Annotated in this window: 26 protein-coding genes; 7 read left to right on the top strand and 19 right to left on the bottom strand. The window is 64.9% G+C overall.

Annotation, left to right across the window (positions count from 1 at the left end; translation table 11 throughout):
- Positions 1 to 51: 51 nt before the first annotated feature.
- The 10 genes from HD592_RS04745 to HD592_RS11885 all read right to left on the bottom strand — a co-directional run bounded on the left by HD592_RS04745 (position 52) and on the right by HD592_RS11885 (position 5,661).
- Positions 52 to 690, bottom strand: a complete 639-nt coding sequence (locus HD592_RS04745; RefSeq protein ID WP_184452309.1) for a hypothetical protein — start codon at positions 688 to 690, stop codon at positions 52 to 54.
- Positions 677 to 1,114: a hypothetical protein gene (locus HD592_RS04740; protein WP_184452308.1), complete on the bottom strand. Its 438-nt coding sequence runs from the start codon at positions 1,112 to 1,114 to the stop codon at positions 677 to 679. Before HD592_RS04740 ends, HD592_RS04745 begins: the two co-directional genes overlap by 14 nt.
- A 77-nt stretch (positions 1,115 to 1,191) precedes the next feature.
- A complete protein-coding gene (locus HD592_RS04735; RefSeq protein WP_184452302.1) occupies positions 1,192 to 1,830 on the bottom strand; it encodes a hypothetical protein in 639 nt (212 codons plus the stop codon).
- Positions 1,831 to 1,860: 30 nt separating this feature from the next.
- Complete coding sequence (locus HD592_RS04730) at positions 1,861 to 2,460, bottom strand: hypothetical protein (RefSeq protein ID WP_184452307.1); 600 nt, start codon at positions 2,458 to 2,460, stop codon at positions 1,861 to 1,863.
- Between the two features lie 20 nt (positions 2,461 to 2,480).
- Entirely contained in the window at positions 2,481 to 2,681 is a 201-nt protein-coding gene (locus HD592_RS04725; protein ID WP_184452306.1) for a hypothetical protein, read from the bottom strand.
- Between the two features lie 238 nt (positions 2,682 to 2,919).
- Positions 2,920 to 3,114 (bottom strand): hypothetical protein, encoded by a 195-nt coding sequence (locus HD592_RS04720; RefSeq protein WP_184452305.1) that lies wholly within the window; start codon positions 3,112 to 3,114, stop codon positions 2,920 to 2,922.
- Between the two features lie 9 nt (positions 3,115 to 3,123).
- Positions 3,124 to 3,753, bottom strand: coding sequence for a hypothetical protein (locus HD592_RS04715; RefSeq protein WP_221437813.1), 630 nt, complete (start codon positions 3,751 to 3,753; stop codon positions 3,124 to 3,126).
- A gap of 233 nt (positions 3,754 to 3,986) precedes the next feature.
- Complete coding sequence (locus HD592_RS04710; RefSeq protein ID WP_184452303.1) at positions 3,987 to 4,616, bottom strand: hypothetical protein; 630 nt, start codon at positions 4,614 to 4,616, stop codon at positions 3,987 to 3,989.
- A gap of 77 nt (positions 4,617 to 4,693) precedes the next feature.
- Positions 4,694 to 5,332 carry a hypothetical protein gene (locus HD592_RS04705; protein WP_184452302.1) on the bottom strand — a complete coding sequence of 213 codons (639 nt, stop codon included), beginning with the start codon at positions 5,330 to 5,332 and terminating at the stop codon, positions 4,694 to 4,696.
- A complete protein-coding gene (locus HD592_RS11885) occupies positions 5,311 to 5,661 on the bottom strand; it encodes a hypothetical protein (RefSeq protein ID WP_221437812.1) in 351 nt (116 codons plus the stop codon). Before HD592_RS11885 ends, HD592_RS04705 begins: the two co-directional genes overlap by 22 nt.
- 341 nt (positions 5,662 to 6,002) lie before the next feature.
- Here HD592_RS11885 and HD592_RS04700 point away from each other — a divergent pair, with 341 nt between their 5' ends.
- Entirely contained in the window at positions 6,003 to 7,148 is a 1,146-nt protein-coding gene (locus HD592_RS04700; RefSeq protein ID WP_184452301.1) for a sensor histidine kinase, read from the top strand.
- A complete protein-coding gene (locus tag HD592_RS04695) occupies positions 7,145 to 7,882 on the top strand; it encodes a response regulator (RefSeq protein ID WP_184452300.1) in 738 nt (245 codons plus the stop codon). Before HD592_RS04700 ends, HD592_RS04695 begins: the two co-directional genes overlap by 4 nt.
- 265 nt (positions 7,883 to 8,147) lie before the next feature.
- On the opposite strand, the gene aroD is transcribed toward HD592_RS04695, so the two are convergent.
- Genes aroD through HD592_RS04680 form a run of 3 tightly spaced genes read right to left on the bottom strand, consistent with a single transcriptional unit; the run spans position 8,148 to position 11,631 of the window.
- Complete coding sequence (gene aroD, locus HD592_RS04690) at positions 8,148 to 8,969, bottom strand: type I 3-dehydroquinate dehydratase (RefSeq protein ID WP_184452299.1); 822 nt, start codon at positions 8,967 to 8,969, stop codon at positions 8,148 to 8,150.
- Entirely contained in the window at positions 8,959 to 10,194 is a 1,236-nt protein-coding gene (gene dusB, locus HD592_RS04685; protein ID WP_184454449.1) for a tRNA dihydrouridine synthase DusB, read from the bottom strand. Before dusB ends, aroD begins: the two co-directional genes overlap by 11 nt.
- A gap of 45 nt (positions 10,195 to 10,239) precedes the next feature.
- Positions 10,240 to 11,631, bottom strand: a complete 1,392-nt coding sequence (locus HD592_RS04680; RefSeq protein WP_184452298.1) for a glycine--tRNA ligase — start codon at positions 11,629 to 11,631, stop codon at positions 10,240 to 10,242.
- Positions 11,632 to 11,943: 312 nt separating this feature from the next.
- On the opposite strand from HD592_RS04680, the gene HD592_RS04675 reads away from it, so the two are divergent.
- Genes HD592_RS04675 through HD592_RS04655 form a run of 5 tightly spaced genes read left to right on the top strand, consistent with a single transcriptional unit; the run spans position 11,944 to position 15,674 of the window.
- Entirely contained in the window at positions 11,944 to 12,963 is a 1,020-nt protein-coding gene (locus tag HD592_RS04675) for a metal ABC transporter substrate-binding protein (RefSeq protein WP_184452296.1), read from the top strand.
- Positions 12,960 to 13,778 (top strand): ATP-binding cassette domain-containing protein, encoded by an 819-nt coding sequence (locus HD592_RS04670; protein WP_184452294.1) that lies wholly within the window; start codon positions 12,960 to 12,962, stop codon positions 13,776 to 13,778. Before HD592_RS04675 ends, HD592_RS04670 begins: the two co-directional genes overlap by 4 nt.
- On the top strand, positions 13,775 to 14,725 hold the full coding sequence (locus HD592_RS04665) for a metal ABC transporter permease (RefSeq protein ID WP_184452292.1): 951 nt from the start codon (positions 13,775 to 13,777) through the stop codon (positions 14,723 to 14,725). Before HD592_RS04670 ends, HD592_RS04665 begins: the two co-directional genes overlap by 4 nt.
- A 17-nt stretch (positions 14,726 to 14,742) precedes the next feature.
- Positions 14,743 to 15,135, top strand: a complete 393-nt coding sequence (locus tag HD592_RS04660; RefSeq protein WP_184452290.1) for a Fur family transcriptional regulator — start codon at positions 14,743 to 14,745, stop codon at positions 15,133 to 15,135.
- Positions 15,132 to 15,674 (top strand): VTT domain-containing protein, encoded by a 543-nt coding sequence (locus HD592_RS04655; RefSeq protein WP_343058734.1) that lies wholly within the window; start codon positions 15,132 to 15,134, stop codon positions 15,672 to 15,674. The genes HD592_RS04660 and HD592_RS04655 overlap by 4 nt, the downstream gene beginning before the upstream one ends.
- 24 nt (positions 15,675 to 15,698) lie before the next feature.
- Here the strand turns inward: HD592_RS04655 and HD592_RS04650 are convergent, their stop codons facing one another.
- From HD592_RS04650 to leuA, 6 genes are all read right to left on the bottom strand, one after another.
- Positions 15,699 to 16,025: a DUF4176 domain-containing protein gene (locus tag HD592_RS04650; protein ID WP_184452289.1), complete on the bottom strand. Its 327-nt coding sequence runs from the start codon at positions 16,023 to 16,025 to the stop codon at positions 15,699 to 15,701.
- 631 nt (positions 16,026 to 16,656) lie between these two features.
- Complete coding sequence (locus HD592_RS04645; RefSeq protein ID WP_184452287.1) at positions 16,657 to 17,463, bottom strand: hypothetical protein; 807 nt, start codon at positions 17,461 to 17,463, stop codon at positions 16,657 to 16,659.
- A gap of 176 nt (positions 17,464 to 17,639) precedes the next feature.
- On the bottom strand, positions 17,640 to 17,954 hold the full coding sequence (locus HD592_RS04640) for a hypothetical protein (RefSeq protein WP_184452285.1): 315 nt from the start codon (positions 17,952 to 17,954) through the stop codon (positions 17,640 to 17,642).
- Positions 17,955 to 18,137: 183 nt separating this feature from the next.
- Positions 18,138 to 18,992: an isoprenyl transferase gene (locus HD592_RS04635; RefSeq protein WP_184452283.1), complete on the bottom strand. Its 855-nt coding sequence runs from the start codon at positions 18,990 to 18,992 to the stop codon at positions 18,138 to 18,140.
- Entirely contained in the window at positions 18,992 to 19,726 is a 735-nt protein-coding gene (gene recO, locus HD592_RS04630; protein WP_184454445.1) for a DNA repair protein RecO, read from the bottom strand. The genes HD592_RS04635 and recO overlap by 1 nt, the downstream gene beginning before the upstream one ends.
- A 75-nt stretch (positions 19,727 to 19,801) precedes the next feature.
- The gene (gene leuA, locus HD592_RS04625; protein WP_277298448.1) at positions 19,802 to 21,556 is read right to left on the bottom strand and encodes a 2-isopropylmalate synthase; all 1,755 of its coding nucleotides are present in this window, start codon (positions 21,554 to 21,556) and stop codon (positions 19,802 to 19,804) included.
- Between the last annotated feature and the right edge of the window lie 101 nt (positions 21,557 to 21,657).

Below are 21,657 nucleotides of genomic sequence, written 5' to 3'. Positions count from 1 at the left end.
TGCCGGCCAGTCGCCTCTCCATCCGGCCAGTCCTCGCTCAGGCAGGAGCGGTCATCCAGGAAGGGCCTGGATCTGCACGGCCGTCAGCGACTCGCATTCCCGGTACGCGGCCGCCCCCGCCTCCTCATCGTGGAAGGCGATCATCCTTTCAGGATCTCCTTGGCGTTCCGATTCGGGCAGCGTGAAGTACCGTTCGAGGTCGCGCCCGTACTGGTCGCCCGAGTACGACGGGTCGACGGCGCCCTTCTTCACCAGGCACAGTGCCATGAGCGAATAGGGATCGATGTTCGTCGGATTGTCGCGCATCATCTGGGCGTACATCGTGAGCGTTCCCGCTCCGGCGACTTCCTCGCAAGCGTGAGTGATCGTGCGGTATTCCTCGGTATTCATCGCGGGGCCCGAGAACTCCCAGCCGCCGTCGTCCAGACTCGCAGCGCTGAGGCGCCCCGATTCGTTGACACAGGTGATGAAGCGCTTCCTCGCCTCGGCGAGCTCCGCCTCGGTGATGAGGTCGTCATCGAGTACCTCTCGGAGGAAGTCCGATTCCGTCGTTTCGCGTATGTCCGCAAAGGCGTCGGAGTATCCGGGACCTTCCAGCGCTCCCGTTTGGCTGCTGGACGTGCAGCCTGCGAGTGTGAGGAGGAGCGGGGTCACGGCGGCGATCGCGGCCCCGCCTTTACCCGCTCTCACTGGTGTCCCCGCTCGTCGGGTCATAGGAGCATTCCATGAACACCCGGATCCCCTCCTCCCGATCCCCCAGATACGTGAATGCCTCACCAGGGCTCCCGATGATCTGCTCCCCGTCATCCATCGCCTTTCTCGCGTCATTGAATCGGTCATCTGCGATCCCCCTGGAGAATCCAGTGGAACCGGTGATCGAATCGAAATAGAGACCGGGGAATCCCTGATCGGCCACGCACGAAACATATGCGTCGTGCAATTGCTCGATCTCAACTTCGTCAAGCCGATAGTCCTCAAGGATGCTTGCCGCCGGCTCGTCATCACCGACCTTCGCGATGAGTTCTTCGAACTCCGGGCGATACCGCTCTTCGGGAGTGGACGCCTCGCGAGCCGTACAGCCGGCGAGCGAAACCAGGGCGATACCAAGAAGCACTAAGGCACGAGAAGCAGCCCGCGAGGCGCCACTCCCACGCATCAGTACTGAACTTTCACCCACGGGCCGTCGCCGAGTCATTCGGTATTCGGGGTGATGGAGGGGTCGATCATGCACTCGGTGTGCATCCGCTCACCCTCCGCCTGATCGCTGTACGAATGCGCTTGGCCGGGATCACCATGGATGACTCCATCGACTCTCGGAGCACTCGCGATCCATTCCTCCTCTTCACGCATGAACTCGTCGGCCGTGAGTCCCGGATCGATGAGTTGGAATCGCTTGAGGCATTCGAGCGTCGCCTCCCCCTGCGACAGATTCTTCGGATTCGTCCGCATCCCCCAGAAGACGCCGTGAATTCCACTAAAAAATGTCGATTCCGAGCAGTCGGCGAATGCAGCGGAAGAATCGCTTCCATCCGCCGGCATTGGGATTCCGACATTCCCAGCAAGATCTTCGACGATCGCACCAGGAAACCCTGCATTCTCAACGCACGAGATAAACGCCTTGTCAACCTCTGCGATCTCCGCTTCAGTGATCACACGATCTTTCAGGATAGAAGCCGCCGGCTCAACCCCTTCCGAGCGTGCGATCAGATCATCTAACTCCAGCTTGTACGGCTCGGCCGCGCCCGTCTGCGCGGAACACGCAGCGAGGGCGAGGCCGAGCGCGAACAGGCTCAGACGGCGCCACGTCATCAGTAGGTGACCTGAATCCACGGTCCCTCCATCATTCTCGCCACCTTGCATTCACTCATCATCCGGAGTGATCGAGGGGTCGCTTTCGCATTCGCGGAACAGCTCGAGCCCCTTGGCCCGGTCGGTGTAGGTGTGCGCCTCGTTCGGGCCGCCTTGAATGACGCCGTCGATCGTCGGCGCCGACTCCATCCATGCGTCCTCCTCACGGCTGAACTGCTCGACAGTGTAATTCGGATCGATGACGTCGAAGCGCTTGAGGCAGGCGAGGATCGCTTCATCCTGGGTGAGATGCTCGGGATTCGTCCTCATCGCCCAAAAAACATTGTGGATATCAGTGAAGAGCGTCGACTGCGAGCAGTCGGCGAATGCAGCGGAAGAATCGCTTCCATCCGCCGGCATTGGGATTCCGACATTCCCAGCGAGGTCGTCAACGGTCGCACCAGGAAACCCTGCATTCTCAACGCACGAGATAAACGCCTTGTCAACCTCTGCGATCTCCGCTTCAGTGATCACACGATCTTTCAGGATAGAAGCCGCCGGCTCGATACCCGCCGAACGCGCGACGAGGTCATCGAGTTCGGCTTTGTAGGCCTCCGCCGCTCCCCCCGTCTGGGCCGAGCAGGCCGACAGGGTGAGGAGAAGGGCGGACAACCCGATCAGTCTCCGTGCCATCAATACCTGACCTGGATCCACGGTCCATCGATCACTCGTCCGACGCCCGAGTCGTTGCGAGTGCTCGAAGCGACTCCGGCGCGCTGCACCGTCGAGTGATTCATCGTCGCATGCCCCGAGTTCACCCTCGAGTGTGGCGAGGATGGGCGTTCGAGGACAACAGGAGCAATCGCGAGGGGGCGCAGCGGGATCGTCGTCATCGTCTTCTCCTTCACCACCCGTGGACGCCTCGTCGCTTCCACAGGACCCACGTTAGATGGATGGAGGAGCCTCGCACACGGCTTTCGGCATTGACATTCGTCAACACTCGAGTCTCCGACGGCCTCGGCTTGTCGTTCGTTCTCAGCGAAGATCCATCATCTGTTTCAAAGGTTGATGTCAAGCCTCCGAGGAAGCTGCCGTCCACACCGAGCCGCGTCTCGACTTCCTACGAGAATGTCACTTTTCTTTCGGATTCCCTTCGGAACTGCGCGCATACAGCATCATCCAGACTCCATGTGAAAGCAGAAGCCCGATCCCGAAGAAGAAGAGATTGAACATGTCAATCCTTCCGGAGACGAGCCAGACCATGAAAGCGACACAGGCGCACCACACGGCACCGATGAAAACGCCTTTGATGAATGCTCGAAGCATCTCCTCACCTCACTTGCACGACGCATTGAAATCCGGAAGCAGCCCAATCGCAAAGAATACGCCATCGCAGACGAATCCGGGAACCCCTCCAGCAAGATGCAACGGACCGCAAGTCATCCCCTGTGCAGCGAAATATGCAAACGCTGCAAGCCAGCCCCGCCAACAGGTTGGAACATCACGATCCTGATACAGCCTACCTTCCTCAAGGCTGATCGAAGGAGAGTTAACGGTTCCCTGAATGACAAAATGCTTCCCTTGAGTCGATTCAACAAACCGCTCAACGTCAGCTCGAGTCGAATGCTCAGCAAAGAAAATGAGATACGCATCGACGATGTCTTGATCCGAAGCTCCTATGAACAAGGACATCAATGCATCACTCTGTTGAAGCAAAGCCATCTTCTCCATCGTCACCGTAGAAATATCCTCTTTGGAGTCGAACAAGGAATAAGACAGACTAGCCCCATCACAATAAATCGAAGAGTGCGCCGAAATCGCATCTTCACGAAAACTCTTCGCGCGCGCACCAATAGGCGATATGCATCCGCCAGCAGAAGGCAGTTCCTGCACTGCATACACAGGGCACGCCGACATGATCGAAATCGTCATAGTGACAGCGCACACAACGAATAATGCCTTCATCCGAGACATCATTGCCTTTCCCTTTTACGCCATGTGAAAGCCTCCTTACTTCCACAGAGCCCATTTTAGAGGAACGAAGCGTCGTTGCACAGGGCTATCAATATTGACAAAATTCAATATTTCTCGCAGCTCACCCGAACGGCACTGGAGGCCCCGACTATTCCCCGACGAGGCAAGGACCAAAAGCTCACGCGAGAGCTCGTCCCGTCACGACATCAGACTCGCGCTTCCCATCATCCGCTCTCACTGGTGTCCCCGCTCGTCGGGTCATAGGAGCATTCCATGAACACCCGGATCCCCTCCTCCCGATCCCCCAGATACGTGAATGCCTCACCAGGGCTCCCGATGATCTGCTCCCCCTTCATCGTATGGGGCTGCGCGATCCACGCCTCGAGTTCCTTTTCAAAACGCTCAACCGTATACGACTGATCCAAAACCCCTCGACGCACCATGCAATCGATCACAACCTGATTCGGATCTTCCTTCTCAGGATTCTGGATGAGCTGAGCATAAAGATAGGTCACATCACTCGAATGAGTCGAGGTATCGCAGTCATCCATCGCCTTTCTCGCGTCATTGAATCGGTCATCTGCGATCCCCCTGGAGAATCCAGTGGAACCGGTGATCGAATCGAAATAGAGACCGGGGAATCCCTGATCGGCCACGCACGAAACATATGCGTCGTGCAATTGCTCGATCTCAACTTCGTCAAGCCGATAGTCCTCAAGGATGCTTGCCGCCGGCTCGTCATCACCGACCTTCGCGATGAGTTCTTCGAACTCCGGGCGATACCGCTCTTCGGGAGTGGACGCCTCGCGAGCCGTACAGCCGGCGAGCGAAACCAGGGCGATACCAAGAAGCACTAAGGCACGAGAAGCAGCCCGCGAGGCGCCACTCCCACGCATCAGTACTGAACTTTCACCCACGGGCCGTCGCCGAGTCATTCGGTATTCGGGGTGATGGAGGGGTCGATCATGCACTCGGTGTGCATCCGCTCACCCTCCGCCTGATCGCTGTACGAATGCGCTTGGCCGGGATCACCATGGATGACTCCATCGACTCTCGGAGCACTCGCGATCCATTCCTCCTCTTCACGCATGAACTCGTCGGCCGTGAGTCCCGGATCGATGAGTTGGAATCGCTTGAGGCATTCGAGCGTCGCCTCCCCCTGCGACAGATTCTTCGGATTCGTCCGCATCCCCCAGAAGACGCCGTGAATTCCACTAAAAAATGTCGATTCCGAGCAGTCGGCGAATGCAGCGGAAGAATCGCTTCCATCCGCCGGCATTGGGATTCCGACATTCCCAGCAAGATCTTCGACGATCGCACCAGGAAACCCTGCATTCTCAACGCACGAGATAAACGCCTTGTCAACCTCTGCGATCTCCGCTTCAGTGATCACACGATCTTTCAGGATAGAAGCCGCCGGCTCAACCCCTTCCGAGCGTGCGATCAGATCATCTAACTCCAGCTTGTACGGCTCGGCCGCGCCCGTCTGCGCGGAACACGCAGCGAGGGCGAGGCCGAGCGCGAACAGGCTCAGACGGCGCCACGTCATCAGTAGGTGACCTGAATCCACGGTCCCTCCATCACATACCCGACACCCGAGTAGTCAGGGCTGTACGAGTAGACCCCTGGGGCCTGGTTCTTCGAGAATCGAGGACCTGAATATCCCGAATTGAAGTAGATCTGGGCCTTGGCATTGTGGCTACTCACTCCGGATGCCGCGCTGCAGTACGACCAGAATACGGTTCCACTGTCGTTTACCCCCACTGAGCATCCGGCGACCGCCTGCGCCGGCGCGATCGACGCGCCTGTGATCGCCATACTCACTGCACACACACCGAGGAGTGCTGTCATTCGAGACCTCATCGTCTCATCCTTTCCTTCACCGCCGAGCATCCTCATGCCCGCACGCCCAGTCTAGGAAGACGGCGACACCGACAACAGGCCGAGCGCTATCGCAGAATGTCAACACTTGCGTTGATCGAAGCCGACCACGCTCCGTATCGGCCGACGGCCCTCTATGCTGCCGAAGCAGGAGGCACGATCGGCGAAGCCGGTCCGCGCGCATGATCCATCACGGCACCGGGAGGCACAGTGCATTCGATTCTTGTCGCTTCGCTCATCTTCTTGTCGACGCCTGCGCCCGCATATGCGATCACTCCGGCACCGGACCTCGCCTCCGTTCAACTGAGGGATGGTAATCCTCTGATCTGCGCACTCTTCCCCTGGCTCCCCGACTGCCGATGAGCCGATCCCTTCACGGCACCCACCAGGTGGAGCCGAGTCGCTTCCTCCGCGCTTTTCCCTTCCCCGCGCTGGCAGTCCTCCTCTTCCTGGCCGACGTGTTCTTCTATCCGCCCACGACCGCCGCATCGACTGCATTCCTCGCGATGATGTGCGTGGCATTGGGGTTCGCCGGACGATTCCCTCGGCTCTCAAGCGCCTCATTCCTCATCCTGCTCTTCGCCGGTCTGGCCGCACCCCACGAGCTCGCATCGATCGGCTTGAGCGCCCTCGGCGTCTACGCCGTCGCCGCACTGTGGATCTACAAGGGCTGGTACATCACCGCCGCACTCGCCCTCGCCACCTACGGGGCGATCCACCTCCCGGGCCCCTACCTTCGCGCAGGCCTCCTCGAACTCGCCATCGGGGCCTTTCTCAGCGTCCTCATCGCAGTCAGCGGCAGACGATTCACCGCGCGCCTGCGCACCGCCGATACCGCGCTCGCCCTCGAGAAGGAACGCTCGCACGCGCTGCTCGCCGAGGCCCGACAGTCGACGGCCCAGATCCTCCACGACACCGCCGCAGCGCACCTCGTTCGAGCGATCGCCGCACAGGAAGAGGCGCTCGCCACCACGAGCGACCCTCGCCTCTCCCTTCAGCTCAGGGCCGCGCTCGACGCCACACGAGCCGCGATGACCGACCTCCGCTTCGTCATCGACGCCTCGCCCGCCCCCTCCCCCGCCCCCGATACCCTGAGCGGCCTCCTGCGCGACAGCGAGCGAATGCTCGCCTCTCACGGCATCGCCCTCGACGCCGACGTCGAGGGCGACCTCGAAAACCGACTCGACGTTGAGAGACGAACGCTCCTGCTCACCCTCGTCCGGGAGGGGTGCGTCAACGTCTTCAAGCACGCGCCGAAGGACTCCACCGCCTCGCTCATCATTGAAAGCATCGACCTGCCAAGCCGGGCGGGCCTCGAACTCACCCTCATCAACGAAGTCGGAGCGAGTGCCACGACCGAGGCCTCGAGTGGACTCGGCCTGCCCGGCCTCGCCCGCCAAGCAGCCGTTCTCGGAGCGCGACTCGAAACCCACGTCATCGCAGATCGCTGGGTCCTGTCCGCACGGATCCCGCTCGCTCGAAGCGAAGACGAGGAGGAACGATGACCGCGCCGCTCACCCTCCTCATCGCAGAGGACGACGCCGAACTGCGCGCCAGACTCATCGACCTGCTCGGCCGCCACTCGGGCCTCGACATCATCGCAGCGGTCGGCGACGGTGCGGCCGCCCTCGATATCGCCCAAGACCTCCAGCCCGACATCGCCCTTCTCGACGTCCGCATGCCCGTCCTCGACGGGATCTCCACCGCCGAGCGGCTGCGCGAACTCGCACCCGGGGTCGTCGTCGTCCTCTACACGGCATTCGCCCTCCCGGATCTGTGCTCCAGAGCGCTTGCGGTCGGAGTGAACGGCATCCTCTCCAAGGATCTCCCGCCCGAAAGCCTCGCCGCCAACCTCCTCGCAGCCTATTCGGGAACCCGCATCATCTCCCCCGCCCTCGATGCGCCGCCCTCCCTCGTCCCCGCCTCGACCACCGACGGCAATTCAGCCTTCGCCTCCGCCCTCGATCGTTTACCCGATCGGCTTCGCCCCGTCCTCGTCGAGCTCGCGCAGGCGAAGTCGAATCGAGAAATCGCGAAGTCGCTCAACATATCCGAGGGCTCGGCCCGCACCTACGTGAGTCAGATCCTCAAGCACCTCGGCTGCTCATCGCGGACCGAAGTCGCGATCCGCGCACAGCGCTGCGGGATCGGAGCAGATGCCGGTGCCCGCCGAAGCGAGGGCGATTCATCCCCCCTCCCACCGGGAGCGAGGTGCCCGAGGGCGTCCTCGGAGCACTGATAGACGAGCTGCGACTGGCTGCCGCCCCCCTGGGAAAGCCACAGGCCGTTCATCTCCTCGGCCGTCCCTGCAGGAAGAAGGCCCTCCTTCACCGGGCGATCGCGCCCGCCAGCCGAGTGATCGGCATCGTCCGGATTGCATCGCGACGCGCCGTACCGGATCTGCGTCCGGGCGAGGCCCGTCGACGCTTCACGCTCATCGTGGAGGCGAAGCGACCCATCGCTCGCAGATATCACGGCTCAGGGAAGAGACCGACCGATTGGTCTCAGCCCCGCTCAAGAAGATCAAGGACTCCCCGCGTCTCCTCGACGCTCAACTGCCCGGGCGCGGAAGCCGCCCCGAGGCTCGCGAAAGTCGCCGCCGATCCGAATCGTGAGCCCGCGATGCGGGTGAGCGCGCCGACCCCGCCCATGCCGATCGCGATGATCGGACGGGAGAATTCGGCGCGCGCCCGCAGCTGCACATCGAGCAGGCGGAGCGCGTCCTGCGCGTCCCTCGCCCGGCAGGCGATCTTGAGGACGTCGGCGCCCGCCGCATCCATGCGCGACAGCACCCCGAAGACCGCCTCGCTCGGCGCAGTCGCAGAGAAGTCATGGTGCGAGGCGACGACGATCGCCCCCGCGGCCCGCGCCCCGGCGATGAGGTCCTTCGCCCCCGCACGGTCGATCTCGACATCGACGGCATCGGCGAGACGGGCGAGCACGCCGACGAGCTCGGCGTACTCCACCGCGTCCAGCGAGGCCTCTCCGCCCTCGTCGATCGTCCGGATCGTCGCGAGGACGGGCAGCGGGCTGAGACACACCGCCTGCTCCCAGGCTCGCGCGATCTCGGCTGCGGCGTCCGCCCCCGCGGGCAGCGCGGCGAGCAGCGAGTCGACCCGCCATTCGACGATATCGACCGCCGCCCCCTCGGATCCGGCGAGAAGCCTCATCTCGGCGTCCAGGGCCTCACGATCCGCGCCGAGGACCGGCGCGATGATCCGGGTGCGCCCGCCGAATCCGACGGCCCCGCGAGGCGCCCCCGCGCGTCCGATCATGACGATCCGCGAATCCGCGGACCTCGCCGTCGCATTCATCTCAGCCTCCATCCGCCCCGTCCTCGGCCAGGCGGAGCTGGGAGCGCTCGGCCTCGGTGAGGAAGGGCGAGTCGAGCCAGCCGTCGGGCAGGTGCGGGGCCTTCTCCCCGCCCGCCCGCCCGCGCGGCCCCTCGGCCGCCTCGGGGAAGGGCTGATCCAGATCGAGACTCATGAGCCGTTCATGCAGCTCATCCAGACTCGACACCATCGACAGGGCGTGCCGGGCGGACCCGCCCACCGCGAATCCTCGCAGGTACCAGCCGATGTGCTTGCGCATCTCACGCATCGCGCGCACCTCGTCGCCCTGATCCGCGACGACCCACCGCGCGTGCCGCTCGATGATCCCGGCGATCTCGCGCAGGTCCGGATCACAGAACTCGGGCCCGCCCATGAGGGTCGAGACGATGTCGGCAAAGAGCCACGGACGCCCCTGGCATCCGCGACCGACGACGACCGCGTCGCAGCCGGTCTGCGCCATCATCCGCGCCGCATCCGCCCCGGAGAACACGTCCCCGTTGCCCAGGACCGGAACCGAGACCGCCTCCTTCAGCCGCGCGATCCGCTCCCAGTGGGCATGGCCCGAATAGTGCTGGACCTGCGTGCGGGCGTGCAAGGCGATCGCGGCGACGCCGCGGCGCTGGGCGATCCGGGCCGCATCGAGGAAAGTCACATGCTCCTCATCGATGCCGACCCGCATCTTCACCGTCACCGGGACATCGCGCCCCGCCCTCGACCCCGCGCGATCCGCCGCATCAACGACCGCGTGCACGAGATCGTCGAAGAGGTCCTTCTTCCACGGCAGCGCCGCTCCCCCGCCCTTGCGCGTCACCTTCGGCACCGGGCAGCCGAAATTGAGATCGAGATGATCGACGAGATCGCGTCCGACGAGGATCTCGGTCGCCTTCGCCATGGCGGCCGGATCCACGCCGTAGAGCTGGATCGATCGGACGCGCTCGACCGGGTCGGGCCGCACCATCTCCCAGGTCCGGGCATTCCCCTCGACGAGGGCGCGGGAGGTCACCATCTCCATGACGTAAAGGCCGGCCGGCGCATCGACGCCCTTGACCGGGACGGGAGCCCCGCCCTCGTGCCCCCGATGGCCTGAAGACGCCGCGGGACGCAGGGCGCCGGGCAGGCCCTGCTCGCCGAACTCGCGGCACAGCCTGCGGAAAGGGGCATCCGTCACCCCCGCCATCGGCGCGAGGACGACGGGCGACCAGACGCGCACCGGCCCGATCTCCAGCGGGGAGATCGGGCGCGGCGCGGGCGAGGACTGGGTCACTCAGCAGGCTCCGAGCTTCTCGATGAGCCAGGTCTTCACGCTCTCGAGCGGGATGCGCTCCTGGGCCATCGTGTCGCGGTCACGGACGGTGACGGCGCCGTCCTCAACCGAATCGAAGTCGTAGGTCACGCAGTACGGGGTGCCGATCTCGTCCTGGCGGCGGTAACGGCGGCCCACCGCGCCCGCGTCGTCGTACTCGACGTTCCAGACCTTGCGCAGCTCGGCGGCGAGCTCCTTCGCGGGCCCCGTCAGCTGATCCTTGCGCGAGAGCGGGAAGACCGCGACCTTGACCGGCGACAGGCGCGGGTCGAGCTTGAGGACCGTGCGCTTGTCGACGCCGCCCTTCGTGTTCGGGGCCTCGTCCTCGTGGTAGGACTCGACGAGGAAGGCCATGAGCGAACGGGTCAGGCCCGCCGAAGGCTCGATGACGTAGGGGGTCCAGCGCTCGCCGGTCTCCTGATCGTAGTAGTCGAGCTTCGCGCCCGAGTGCTCCGAGTGGGTCGTCAAGTCGAAGTCGGTCCGGTTCGCGATCCCCTCGAGCTCGCCCCACTCACTGCCCTGGAAGCCGAAGCGGTACTCGATGTCGACGGTCCGCTTGGAGTAATGGGAGAGCTTCTCCTTGGGATGCTCGTAGAAGCGGAGGTTGCCCGGATCGATGCCGAGGTCGACGTACCAGTCGCGGCGGTAGTCGATCCAGTACTGGTGCCACTCCTCGTCCGTGCCCGGAGCGCAGAAGAACTCGAGCTCCATCTGCTCGAACTCGCGGGTGCGGAAGATGAAGTTGCCGGGGGTGATCTCGTTGCGGAAGGACTTGCCGATCTGGCCGATGCCGAAGGGCGGCTTCTTGCGGGCCGAAGCCGCGACGTTCGCGTAGTTGACGAAGATGCCCTGGGCGGTCTCGGGGCGCATGTAGTGCAGGCCCGCCTCGTCGTCGACCGGGCCGAGGTAGGTCTTGAGGAGGCCGGAGAAGGCGCGGGGCTCGGTCCAGGCGCCGGGCTGGCCGGTGACGGGATCGGGCACCTGATCGAGGGTCACGGTATCCGGATCGAGGCCCTTGCGCTCGGCGTAGGCCTCGATGAGCTCGTCGGCGCGGTAGCGCTTGTGGGTGTGCAGCGATTCGACGAGAGGATCGGTGAAGGCCTTGACGTGCCCGGAGGCGACCCAGGTCTCGCGCGGCAGGATCACGGAGGAGTCGAGGCCGACGACGTCCTCGCGCCCTCGGACCATGTACTGCCACCACTGCTTCTTGATGTTCTCCTTGAGCTCGACGCCGAGCGGCCCGTAGTCCCAGGCGGAACGGGTGCCGCCGTAGATCTCACCGCAGGGGTAGACGAAGCCCCGCCGCTTGGCGAGGGAGATGACGGAATCGAGACGGGAGGGGGCCTGTGCCACTGCTGCTCCTTGGGTTCGGTCGCCGCACCTGGCCGGCGCGGACGTGGTGCGTCGAGTCTAGCCGACCGGCCCGCACTCTCGCGTGGGGCATCCATCAGCGCTTCCCTGCGGGCGCGAGCGATCCGGCGCCCCGGCGGGTGCGACAGGGGCATGGGAAGGCGAGGCGGCGCCTTCGATCCCGCGGCCGTGCTGCGCCGCCCGGGGCGTTGCTCCCGAGCGCCCGCGCGTCTCGCCCCCGGCGGAGGGGGGAATGACGGGAGGCGCTCCTCACACTCTTTTGACAACGATTCCCAATAAAATGAGACTGGAGCCATGAAGATCTCTCGTCCCATCATCGCCGCAAGCACCCTCGCCCTCATGGCCTCGCTGTCCGCGTGCTCGCCGAGCAACAACGCGAACCCCGCGACCGAAACCGCCGAGTCCGCCGCGAAAACCGCGCTCACGGTCAAGGCCTCCTTCTACCCCCTGAAGTACCTCACCGAGCAGATCGGCGGCGACCGGGTCGCAGTCGAATCCCTCACCCCCGACGGGGCCGAACCGCACGACCTCGAGCTCTCCCCCGCCGCCCTCGACTCCCTCGCCCGCGCCGACGCCGTGGTCTACCTCAAGGGCTTCCAGCCCGCCGTCGACGAAGCGATCGAGCAGTCCTCGCCGAAGAACGTCATCAACGTCTCCACCGCGGTGCAGCTGGTCGACGTCGAAGAAGTCGGCAACCATGCGGCCGAAGAGGAGGAGCACGAGGGCGAAGCCCACGAGGAGGCGGCCCACGACGATCACGCCCACGAAGGCGAGGAGGCGCACGCGCACGACCACGGCACGACCGACCCGCACTTCTGGCTCGACCCCGAGCGCATGGCGCAGGCCGCCACGGTCATCGGACAGGCCCTGGCCACCGCCGATCCCGACAACGCCCAGGAGTACGCGGCGAACGCCGCCTCCACCGCGAAGTCGATGAAGGACCTCTCCGCCGAACTCGTGACGGCGACCTCCAGCTGCGAGCTCACGACCTTCGTCACCGCCCACTCCGCCTTCGGATACCTCGCCGATCGAACCGGACTCACCCAGGTGGGCATCGCCGGGATCGACCCCGAATCCTCCCCCTCGCCCGCGCGCCTCAAGGAGATCGAAGAGGTCATCGCCAAGGAGAAGGTCACGACGATCTTCACCGAGACCCTCGTCGACCCGAAGGTCGAAGAGACCCTCGCCCGCGACCTCAAGGTCTCGACCGCGGTCCTCGACCCCATCGAGTCCCAGTCCGATCCCTCGAAGGACTACGCGGCGGTCATGCGCGACAACATCACCGCACTCAAAACGGCATTGAAGTGCAAGTGACCCCAGCAGATCCCGGTCGAGCCGGCACCGCCCCCGCGGCGGTGCCGGCCGTCGCCGTTGAGAACCTCCACGTCGCCTGGGACGCCAACCTCGTCCTCCACGGCGTCTCCTTCAGCATTCCCGCCGGACAGACGGTGGCGCTCACCGGATCGAACGGCTCGGGCAAGTCGACGCTGCTGCACGCGATCCTCGGCACCGCCCCCATCACCCGGGGAAGCGCCTGCGTCTTCGGAATCGACAACGCGAAACCCTCGCAAGTCCCCTGGCACCGCATCGGATACGTCCCCCAGCGCTTGAACTCCTCCGGAGCGATCACCGCATCCGCACTGGAGACCGTCCTCACCGGAACACTGGGCAGACGCAAATGGTGGACGAACCGCAAGGACGAGGAACGGGCGATGAACGCCCTCAAACGGGTCGGCCTGGCCCACCGCGCCAAGGACCCCCTCGCCATCCTGTCCGGAGGGCAGGCCCAGCGGGTCCTCATCGCACGCGCAATGGTCCGCAACCCCGAGCTCCTCATCATGGACGAGCCCATGGCAGGCATCGACCGCGCCTCGCGCGAACGCCTCGCGGAAATCGTCACCGAGGCGAAAGACGCCGGAACCACGATCCTCGTCGTCCTCCACGAACTCGGCGAGCTCGCGCCCCTCCTCGACCGGGAGATCCGCATCTCGCGCGGGCACCTCGACTACGACGGGCCCGCGCGCCCCGAAGGCGAGCACCGGCCCGGCCTCGAGGACTGCCATCACCGCGCAACCCGACCGCCCGTCCCGCCCTCGTTCGTCGACGGCGCACTGAAGGAGAAGCGATGACCGGTCTCATCGACGCGATCGTCTCAATGGCGGCCTCGCCCCTCATGCAGCGCTCGCTCATCGCCGCCCTCCTCGTCGGCATGGCGGGCCCGGTCGTCGGCACCTACCTCGTCCACCGCCGCCTCGCGATGCTCGGCGACGGCATCGGACACGTATCCCTCACAGGCGTCGCCCTCGGATGGCTCGCGGGAACCGCCGCCAACATCACCCCGAAGGACGCCTGGGCGCTGCCCGGCGCCCTCCTCGTCTCCCTCCTGGGGGCCGTCGTCATCGAACTCGTCCGCCAATCGGGCCGGACCAGCGCCGATGTCGCCCTCGCCATGCTGTTCTACGGCGGGATCGCAGGGGGCGTCCTCCTCATCGGGATCGCGGGCGGGACCTCCGCCCAGCTCAACTCCTACCTCTTCGGCTCGATCGCCACCGTGTCGTGGAACGACATCCTGCTCATCGCCGTCCTCGCGCTCGCGATCCTCATCATCGGCGTCGGCATCGCGCCCGGCCTGTTCTCCGTGACGAACGACGAGGAATTCGCCCGCTCCACCGGCCTTCCGGTCAAGGCGCTGTCGATGATCATCGCGGTCCTCTCGGCGTTGACGGTGGCCGTGGCCATGCGCGTCGTCGGCTCGCTCCTCGTCTCCGCGCTCATGGTCATCCCCGTCGCCATCGCGCAGCTCGGCGCGAAGTCCTTCACGACGACGATGCGGCTCGCCATGGGGATCGGCGCCTTCGTCTGCCTCGCAGGCCTGTCCCTCACCTACTTCATAGACCTGTCCCCGGGGGCCGCGATCGTCGTCCTCGCCATCGGCATCTACGCGCTGGCCTTCCTCATCAGGACCCTCGTCGACTCCAAGCAGCGGAACAGGCGGATGCGAGCCGTCGTCTCGGAGGCCCCGCACCCCGAACGGCGCTCACCGCAGGACATCGGCTATTCTGCGACAAGCATCTGAACCGGGGGAGGACGCACATGCAGCGAATGACGAAGCAGCGCCAAGCGGTGTTCGCCGAGCTCGCCAGGGTCCCCGATTTCCGATCGGCCCAACAGATCTTCGACGCCCTCAAATCCCACGGCGAGAAGGTCGGACTCGCCACCGTCTACCGCAACCTCCAGACCCTCGCCGAGGACGAGCGCGTCGATGTCCTGCGCTCTCACGACGGCGAATCCCTCTACCGCCTCTGCGAGACCCCGCATCACCATCACCACCTCGTCTGCCGTGAATGCGGCAGGGCTGAGGAGATCGAGCAGGACGGCATCGAGGCCTGGGTCAAAGAAGTCGGAGCATCGCACGGATTCACCGAAGTCGAGCACTCCATGGAGTTCTTCGGCCTGTGCGAGGACTGCGCGAAGGCCGGGCGGTGATCCCCCACTGGGCCTCCTCGGGCCCTCCGCTCATGATCTTCCTCTTCTTCGTCGTCTTCTTCCGCGCTCAGGGGACCTATTGGCTCGGCCGCGCCGCCGCCCGCGGCGCCCTCGCCTCCTCGGGCCGCAACGGCTTCCGCGGCTCGCTGGCGCGCTGGTTCGACGGCCCCGTGCCCAGGCGCGGCGCAGCACTCCTCGACCGCTGGGGGCTCATCATCATCCCCCTGTGCTTCCTCACCGTCGGCGTGCAGACGGCCGTCAACGCGGGAGCCGGCCTCGTGAGGATGAAGTGGCGCACCTACACGATCGCGATGATCCCCGGATGCGTCGCATGGGCCCTCATGTACGGCCTCGGAATGCTCGCCGTCTGGACGGCGGCGGTCACGGCGATCGCCGGCTCCATGGGCGGCCGGATCGTCATCGGCCTCCTGCTCCTCAGTGCCGTGGGCTTCGTCCTCCTGCGTCGCTTCGGCCGTTCCTCGCCTCGCGTCCAGGGGAACGAGGGCGGGGCTGGAAGGCTCCGCCGGTCGACGGATTGACTCCAGCCCTGTCGGCAGCTTGGGTTAGGAGCGGACGTCGGCGATACTCAGTCGTTGATAACCGATTCCTCCTGAAGCCAGGGCGGACGCATACGCCGTTTGAATTGCCTGGTCGTCCTCATCAGCGAAGCCTTGAAAAAGGACCTGCGCGATATCCTCGGCGTTGAAGTATGCGATTGAATCCTCGGTGAGGCCGACGGGATACTTCACAGCCATATAGTCGAAGTAGCCAAAGCGGCTCTCGTCTCGGTAGAGGGGGACTCGTCCGATGATCATGAGCTTAATCTCGCCGTTTCGGAGAACAACGACGGACCCAAGGGGCAAAAGGGATCGCTCGGTTGAGATGGACATGACAGGTCCTTTCGGCTCGACGTTTATGAGGGTTGGACGCTCGCCAGCCAGCGGCGCGCCCATTGGCGTCTATGCTTCGCGGCGCGCGCAGCATAGACAGACATAGGGATGAGGCCGAGCGCAAAGGCGGCGCCAACCATATAGTTCGCGCGACCAGTAGAAGCCGCGAGTGAGGATAGAACCACCAGGAGAGCAAGGTGAGCAGGTGCAAACAGAGCAAGGATCCGACCCTGTCCACGTGAACGCTCCTGCAGGTCCAGAAGGGCGCGAGGGTCAAGCCTGGAACGCTCAAGCTCAAGGCGCTGTCGAACCGCTCCCAACTCGACGACCGCTGCAACTGGAAAAGCGGCTACGCAGATCACAAGAAGGACTGCTCCAACGGAAGGTGTACCTCCGAGGAACAGCGATGCAAGAAGTGAAAGACCAGGAGTTAGAATAAGCGCGCCGATCCATGCGCCGGCCATGGCTGCACGGTTCCCCGAGGATGTGCGGCTTTGCGGAAGCAAATACGGCACGCCGTCCACTGCGCCGACCAGAACCGCTCTACCGTGGAACTCTCCAAGTGGAAAAAGACCCGTTCGCCGAAGCAACAGCCGACCGGTCTCGGAGCTCGAATAACTGTTCAAAGGCTTCATCTCCACAACCCGACGATTGCATCTCCGATGCCCTTCCAGCCTCCGACTGCGTCATAGGCCGCGTCGAAGAGGCCAGACCCAGCGATTGACAAGACCGATCCAACGACGGCACCGCCGATAGCTCCGACAACAGTTCCAACTCCCGGGAAGACAGATCCCATGAGCGCACCGGCCGCCACCGCTGAACCGATGCCTATACCAGTATGGGCTGCCGTCTTGATGACGGCGTCACCAACGTTCTGGTCCCCTGCCTCGACTGCCTGCATTTGCCCCGCGAAATCGATTGCCGCGCCGATCACAACCGCACCGTGCTTCAGGACACCGCCCGCAGTCTTGACAAAGGCAGGATCTGGAATGGAAATCGTGGCAACACCCCCGCCGACGAGCGCGCCAGCGGCCGCCCAGGACGGAGTCGCGGCGGCGATCGCTGCCGCGATACCTTCGGCAATCTTCTCGGCGACATGGTCCTGTACAAGCACCTTTCCCAGTTCGAAAAGGAAGCTCCTCACCACCTGAGCGAACTCGAGACACGTTGAAGACTTGAGGAACTCAAAAGCAGAGTCCATCGCTCTTTGGACCATGCGCGCGCAGTCCTTGAGCTTGACCTGGAGAATCGCCATGTCGGCACTCACCGTCGCAGAGACGACTGACCCATCAGCATCGATCAATAGGCCGTGGGCAGAAGCGTAATCAAGCGCGCTTTGAACGTTGGACCTCGTCACTGCGACGAGCGCAGCATCCGCATCAAGGTCCCCAGCCGTCTTCTCAATGCGTGATGCGAGCTCGTCAAGAGCATTAGACAAGTCCGTGAGTTTACGATACGCAGCATTTGCACTCTGACCGCTCCACCCGTCGGCGGCCGGCCGCGCATTCGCCACATCGTCTGCAGCCGCACGGATCCTTCGCCCCAGCGCCGTCAATTCCGCTGAGCCACCGCGTAGAGGCTCCGGATCCCAACTGAGGAGGTCACTCCACGAAGTCACTGGCCGTCCCTCATACGCTGGAGCAGCGCATATCCGCGCCTTTCGATCTCGCTGTCTGCAGCCTCCATATCTAGCTCGAAGGCAGTGATCGCGTCGATGATCTCCACGAGCCGTGATGCTGACTGCGACACGAGCTCCGCGATGGCATCACGCACTCCGGCGTACTCACCGTCCCTACCTGAACCGGGAGCGGCCGCGAGAACCTCGACGCCAAGGTCCGGGACACGGAGCGAATGGAGCTCATCTGCAGCACTCTCCAATGCGTTCCGAGTACGCGCGAGCGCCGACCCGTCAACGATGAGTTCATCCATGCGTTGACAGTATCTCCGAACGGGAATTGGCTCAAGCCGGACCGAACATCGCCTCACTGAGTGCCTTGAAAGCGACCTCTCACCTATCTATCGCACTAGAACGGGCGAACCCAAAAGAGCGCGCCAAGGCTCGAATCGGGGACGTTCGCCGAGACTCTGAGAGAGCCCGCGAGCGCCACCCCCTCAGGAACCGAGGGCGTCGACCGCGCCTCCGAAGCGTCGTTCCCGGCCCGCATAGGTGAGCAGACAGTCCCACAGCGCCTCCCGGTCGAAGGCCGGCCAGGGGGTGTCGACGAACATCATCTCCGAATAGGCGAGCTGCCAGAGCAGGTAGTTCGAGATGCGCTGCTCACCCGAGGTGCGGATCATGAGATCGACATCGGGGACGTCGGACAGGTAGAGGTGGCGGGCGAAGGACTTCTCCGTCACGCCCTCGGGCTTGAGGCGGCCCGCGCGCACCTCACGCGCGATATCGCGCGCCGCATCGGCGATCTCTGCGCGCCCCCCGTAATTCACGCACATGACCAGATCCAGGGTCGTGTTCGCGCGAGTCGCCTCCTCGGCCTCCCCCAGGGCCCGGATCACCGACTTCCACAGGCGCGGCTCGCGCCCCGACCACCGGACGTGGACGCCCCACTCCTTCAACTGGCCCGTCCGCCGCGCGAGTACATCGCTCGCGTACGACATGATGAATCGGACTTCAGCGGGGGAACGCTTCCAGTTCTCCGTCGAGAAGGTGTAGACGCTCAGATAGCGCACGCCCGCATCGATCGCGCCCGCGATCGTGTCCATGAGCGCGTATTCGCCCGCCCGGTGCCCCTCGGTCCGCGTCAGTCCCCTCGTATTCGCCCAGCGCCCGTTGCCGTCCATGACGAGGGCCACGTGCGCGGGCGCATCCCCCCTCGCGAAGGACGGAACAGGACCGGGCCACTCCCCCGGACCCATCAGCCGCCCGAAAGGGTCCGCTCCTGCCCGCTCCATCGGACTGAGGGCGCGCAGTTCCTCCAAGGAACGATCGGGCCCGGCGAAGGCGACCATCACCTGCTCCTTTCCAGAACACCGAGGGAGCGGATGCGCCGCTCGACGTGCCATTGAGCATACGAGGAGACGAGGGCGTGCGCCTCGCTCCGGGCGAAGACCTCGGACAGATCGGCCCTCGCCCAATCCCCCGAGAGCAATTCGCCCATGAGGGTCATCGCCTCGACCGAGGGCGCCGCGCACCCGGCCGGCCTGCAGTCCTCGCAGACGGCGCCGCCCTCGTGAATGGAGAAGGAGGTGTGGGGCCCTGCCGCCCCGCAGACCGCGCAATCGAAGAAGGATGGCGCCCAGCCTGCGATCGCGAGGGCCCGGAGCAGATAGGAGGTGAGCACGAGGGAGGGATCGTGGCGCACGTGCGAGAGGGCGAAGAGGGCGCCGACGAGGAGCAGGTACTGGGAGCGGGCGCCCTCGTCGGAATCCTGCGTGAGCCTCTCCGCCGTCTCCGCCATGACGGACGCCCTGGCGAAGAGGCCGAAATCGGCGGCGAGGAGGTCGCCGTGCGCGATGATGACCTCCACCTGCGTGATCGTGTCCAGGCTGCGCCCCTTCGCAAGCTGCACATCGACCACCCCGAAGGGCTCCAAGCGGGAGCCGAACTTCGACGAGGTCCGCCGCACACCCTTGGCAACAGCCCTGACGAGCCCGTGATCCGAAGTGAGGAGGGTGATGATCCGATCGGCCTCCCCGAGCTTATGGGTGCGCAGGACGATCGCCTCATCCCGGTACGTCCTCAACACGCGACCATCTTCCCACGACGCGGCGCGCCCGTCCTCGTCAGCGGACAGGACGGGCGCGCCGAGGGGCAGGAGTCAGCGCAGGGCCCGGTTGACCGCCGAGATGACCGCCTTGTAGGTGGCGCGCGTGATGGACGAATCGATGCCCACGCCCCAGACGATCTGCCCGTCGACCGCGGCCTCGACGTAGGAGGCGGCCTTCGCGTCGCGCCCCTGGCTCATCGCGTGCTCGGAGTAATCCAGGACGCGGACGTCCAGGTCGAACTCGTGGAGCGCGGAGACGAAGGCGTCGATCGGGCCCGAACCGCTCGCCTTCACCGTCACCGTCTCGCCGCGGTCCTTGAGGATCGCCTCGAGCTCGACGTGCTCGTCATCGGAGCTCGAGACCTTCGAGGCCCCCAGTTCGAAGCGCCCCCAGGGCGTCAGACCCGCGGCGGCCGAGTTCGGCAGGTACTCGTCGGCGAAGATCGTCCACAGGGCGTCGCCGTCGATCTCCCCGCCGAAGGAATCGGTGTGACGCTGAACGATGCGGGAGAACTCGATCTGGAGGCGGCGCGGCAGCTCGAGGTTGTGCGCCGTCGACATGAGGTAGGCGACCCCTCCCTTGCCGGACTGGGAGTTGACGCGGACGACCGCCTCGTAGGAACGGCCGACGTCATGCGGGTCGATCGGCAGGTACGGGAGCTCCCACACGACCGCGTTCTCATCGCCGCCGGCCTCGGCCACCTTCTTCTTGCGCGCCGAGAAGCCCTTCTTGATCGCATCCTGGTGCGAGCCCGAGAAGGAGGTGTAGACGAGGTCCCCGACGTAGGGCGCCCGGGGCGAGGTCTCCATCTGCGTGCAGAACTCGACGGTCTTGCGGATCTCATCGACGTTCGACAGGTCGACGCCCGGATCGACGCCCTGGCTGAACAGGTTCAGGCCCAGGGTCACCAGGTCCACGTTCCCCGTGCGCTCCCCCTGGCCGAGCAGGCAGCCCTCGATCCGGTCCCCGCCCGCGAGCAGGCCGAGCTCCGCCGCGGCGATGCCGGTGCCGCGGTCGTTGTGCGGGTGCAGGGAGATCGCGATGTGCTCGCGGCGGCTCAGGTTGCGCGACATGTACTCGATCTGATCGGCGTACACGTTCGGAGTGGCGCGCTCGACGGTGGCGGGCAGATTGAGGATGATCTCGCGCTCGTCCCCGGGCTGCCACACGTCCATGACGGCCTCGCAGATCTCGAGCGCGAAGTCGAGCTCCGTGTCGACGAAGATCTCGGGCGAGTACTCGAAGCCGAAGACGGTCTCATCCCCGAGCCGTTTCTCCGCCTGCGCGACGACCTCGCGCGCGCCCGACACGGCCAGGTCCACGGTCTGCGCCCGGTCGTTGCGGAAGACGAGCTCGCGGAAGAGCGGCGAGGTCGCGTTGTACAGGTGGACCGTCGCGCGCGGGAAGCCGACGAGGGCCTCCAGGGTGCGTTCGATGATCTCGGGGCGGGACTGGGTCAGGACGGAGATCGTCACGTCCTCGGGGACCGCATCGGCTTCGATGAGGGAGCGGACGAAGTCGAAGTCCGTCTGCGAAGCGGCCGGGAAACCGATTTCGATCTCCTTGTATCCGCGCGCGACCAGAAGATCGAACATCTTGCGCTTGCGCAGCGAATCCATGGGTTCGATGAGGGCCTGATTGCCGTCGCGCAGATCCGTCGACATCCAGCGCGGGGCCTTCGTGATCCGATTCGAGGGCCAGCGCCTGTCGTCGAGGCGGACGGGATTGGATTCGAGGAAGGGCCGGTACTTGCCGAAGGGCATTCCGGAACCTGTCGGGGTGGGGACTGAAGCGGTGGTCTTCACGAAGATGGCTTTCTCTCGTCGTGGGCGCGCCCTCGGGGGGCTTCGGGCCGGACACGACCTCAGCCGCGACGAGGAGCCGGCCCTTTTAGGCCTCGTCGCGG

It is taken from the genome of Schaalia hyovaginalis, from assembly GCF_014208035.1.
Lineage (GTDB): Bacteria > Actinomycetota > Actinomycetes > Actinomycetales > Actinomycetaceae > Pauljensenia > Pauljensenia hyovaginalis.
Note: the sequence above shows the minus strand (reverse complement) of the source record. Positions and strands in the feature narration are given on the sequence as shown.

Coding starts and splice junctions, on each gene's coding strand:
- HD592_RS04650 (WP_184452289.1), bottom strand. CDS start 16,025: ATGTCCATCTCAACCGAGCGATCCCTTTTGCCCCTTGGGTCCGTCGTT.
- HD592_RS04695 (WP_184452300.1), top strand. CDS start 7,145: ATGACCGCGCCGCTCACCCTCCTCATCGCAGAGGACGACGCCGAACTG.
- HD592_RS04640 (WP_184452285.1), bottom strand. CDS start 17,954: ATGGATGAACTCATCGTTGACGGGTCGGCGCTCGCGCGTACTCGGAAC.
- HD592_RS04725 (WP_184452306.1), bottom strand. CDS start 2,681: ATGACGACGATCCCGCTGCGCCCCCTCGCGATTGCTCCTGTTGTCCTC.
- HD592_RS11885 (WP_221437812.1), bottom strand. CDS start 5,661: ATGAGGATGCTCGGCGGTGAAGGAAAGGATGAGACGATGAGGTCTCGA.
- HD592_RS04635 (WP_184452283.1), bottom strand. CDS start 18,992: ATGGTCGCCTTCGCCGGGCCCGATCGTTCCTTGGAGGAACTGCGCGCC.
- HD592_RS04675 (WP_184452296.1), top strand. CDS start 11,944: ATGAAGATCTCTCGTCCCATCATCGCCGCAAGCACCCTCGCCCTCATG.
- HD592_RS04660 (WP_184452290.1), top strand. CDS start 14,743: ATGCAGCGAATGACGAAGCAGCGCCAAGCGGTGTTCGCCGAGCTCGCC.
- aroD (WP_184452299.1), bottom strand. CDS start 8,969: ATGGAGGCTGAGATGAATGCGACGGCGAGGTCCGCGGATTCGCGGATC.
- HD592_RS04720 (WP_184452305.1), bottom strand. CDS start 3,114: ATGCTTCGAGCATTCATCAAAGGCGTTTTCATCGGTGCCGTGTGGTGC.
- HD592_RS04700 (WP_184452301.1), top strand. CDS start 6,003: ATGAGCCGATCCCTTCACGGCACCCACCAGGTGGAGCCGAGTCGCTTC.
- HD592_RS04665 (WP_184452292.1), top strand. CDS start 13,775: ATGACCGGTCTCATCGACGCGATCGTCTCAATGGCGGCCTCGCCCCTC.
- HD592_RS04715 (WP_221437813.1), bottom strand. CDS start 3,753: ATGAAGGCATTATTCGTTGTGTGCGCTGTCACTATGACGATTTCGATC.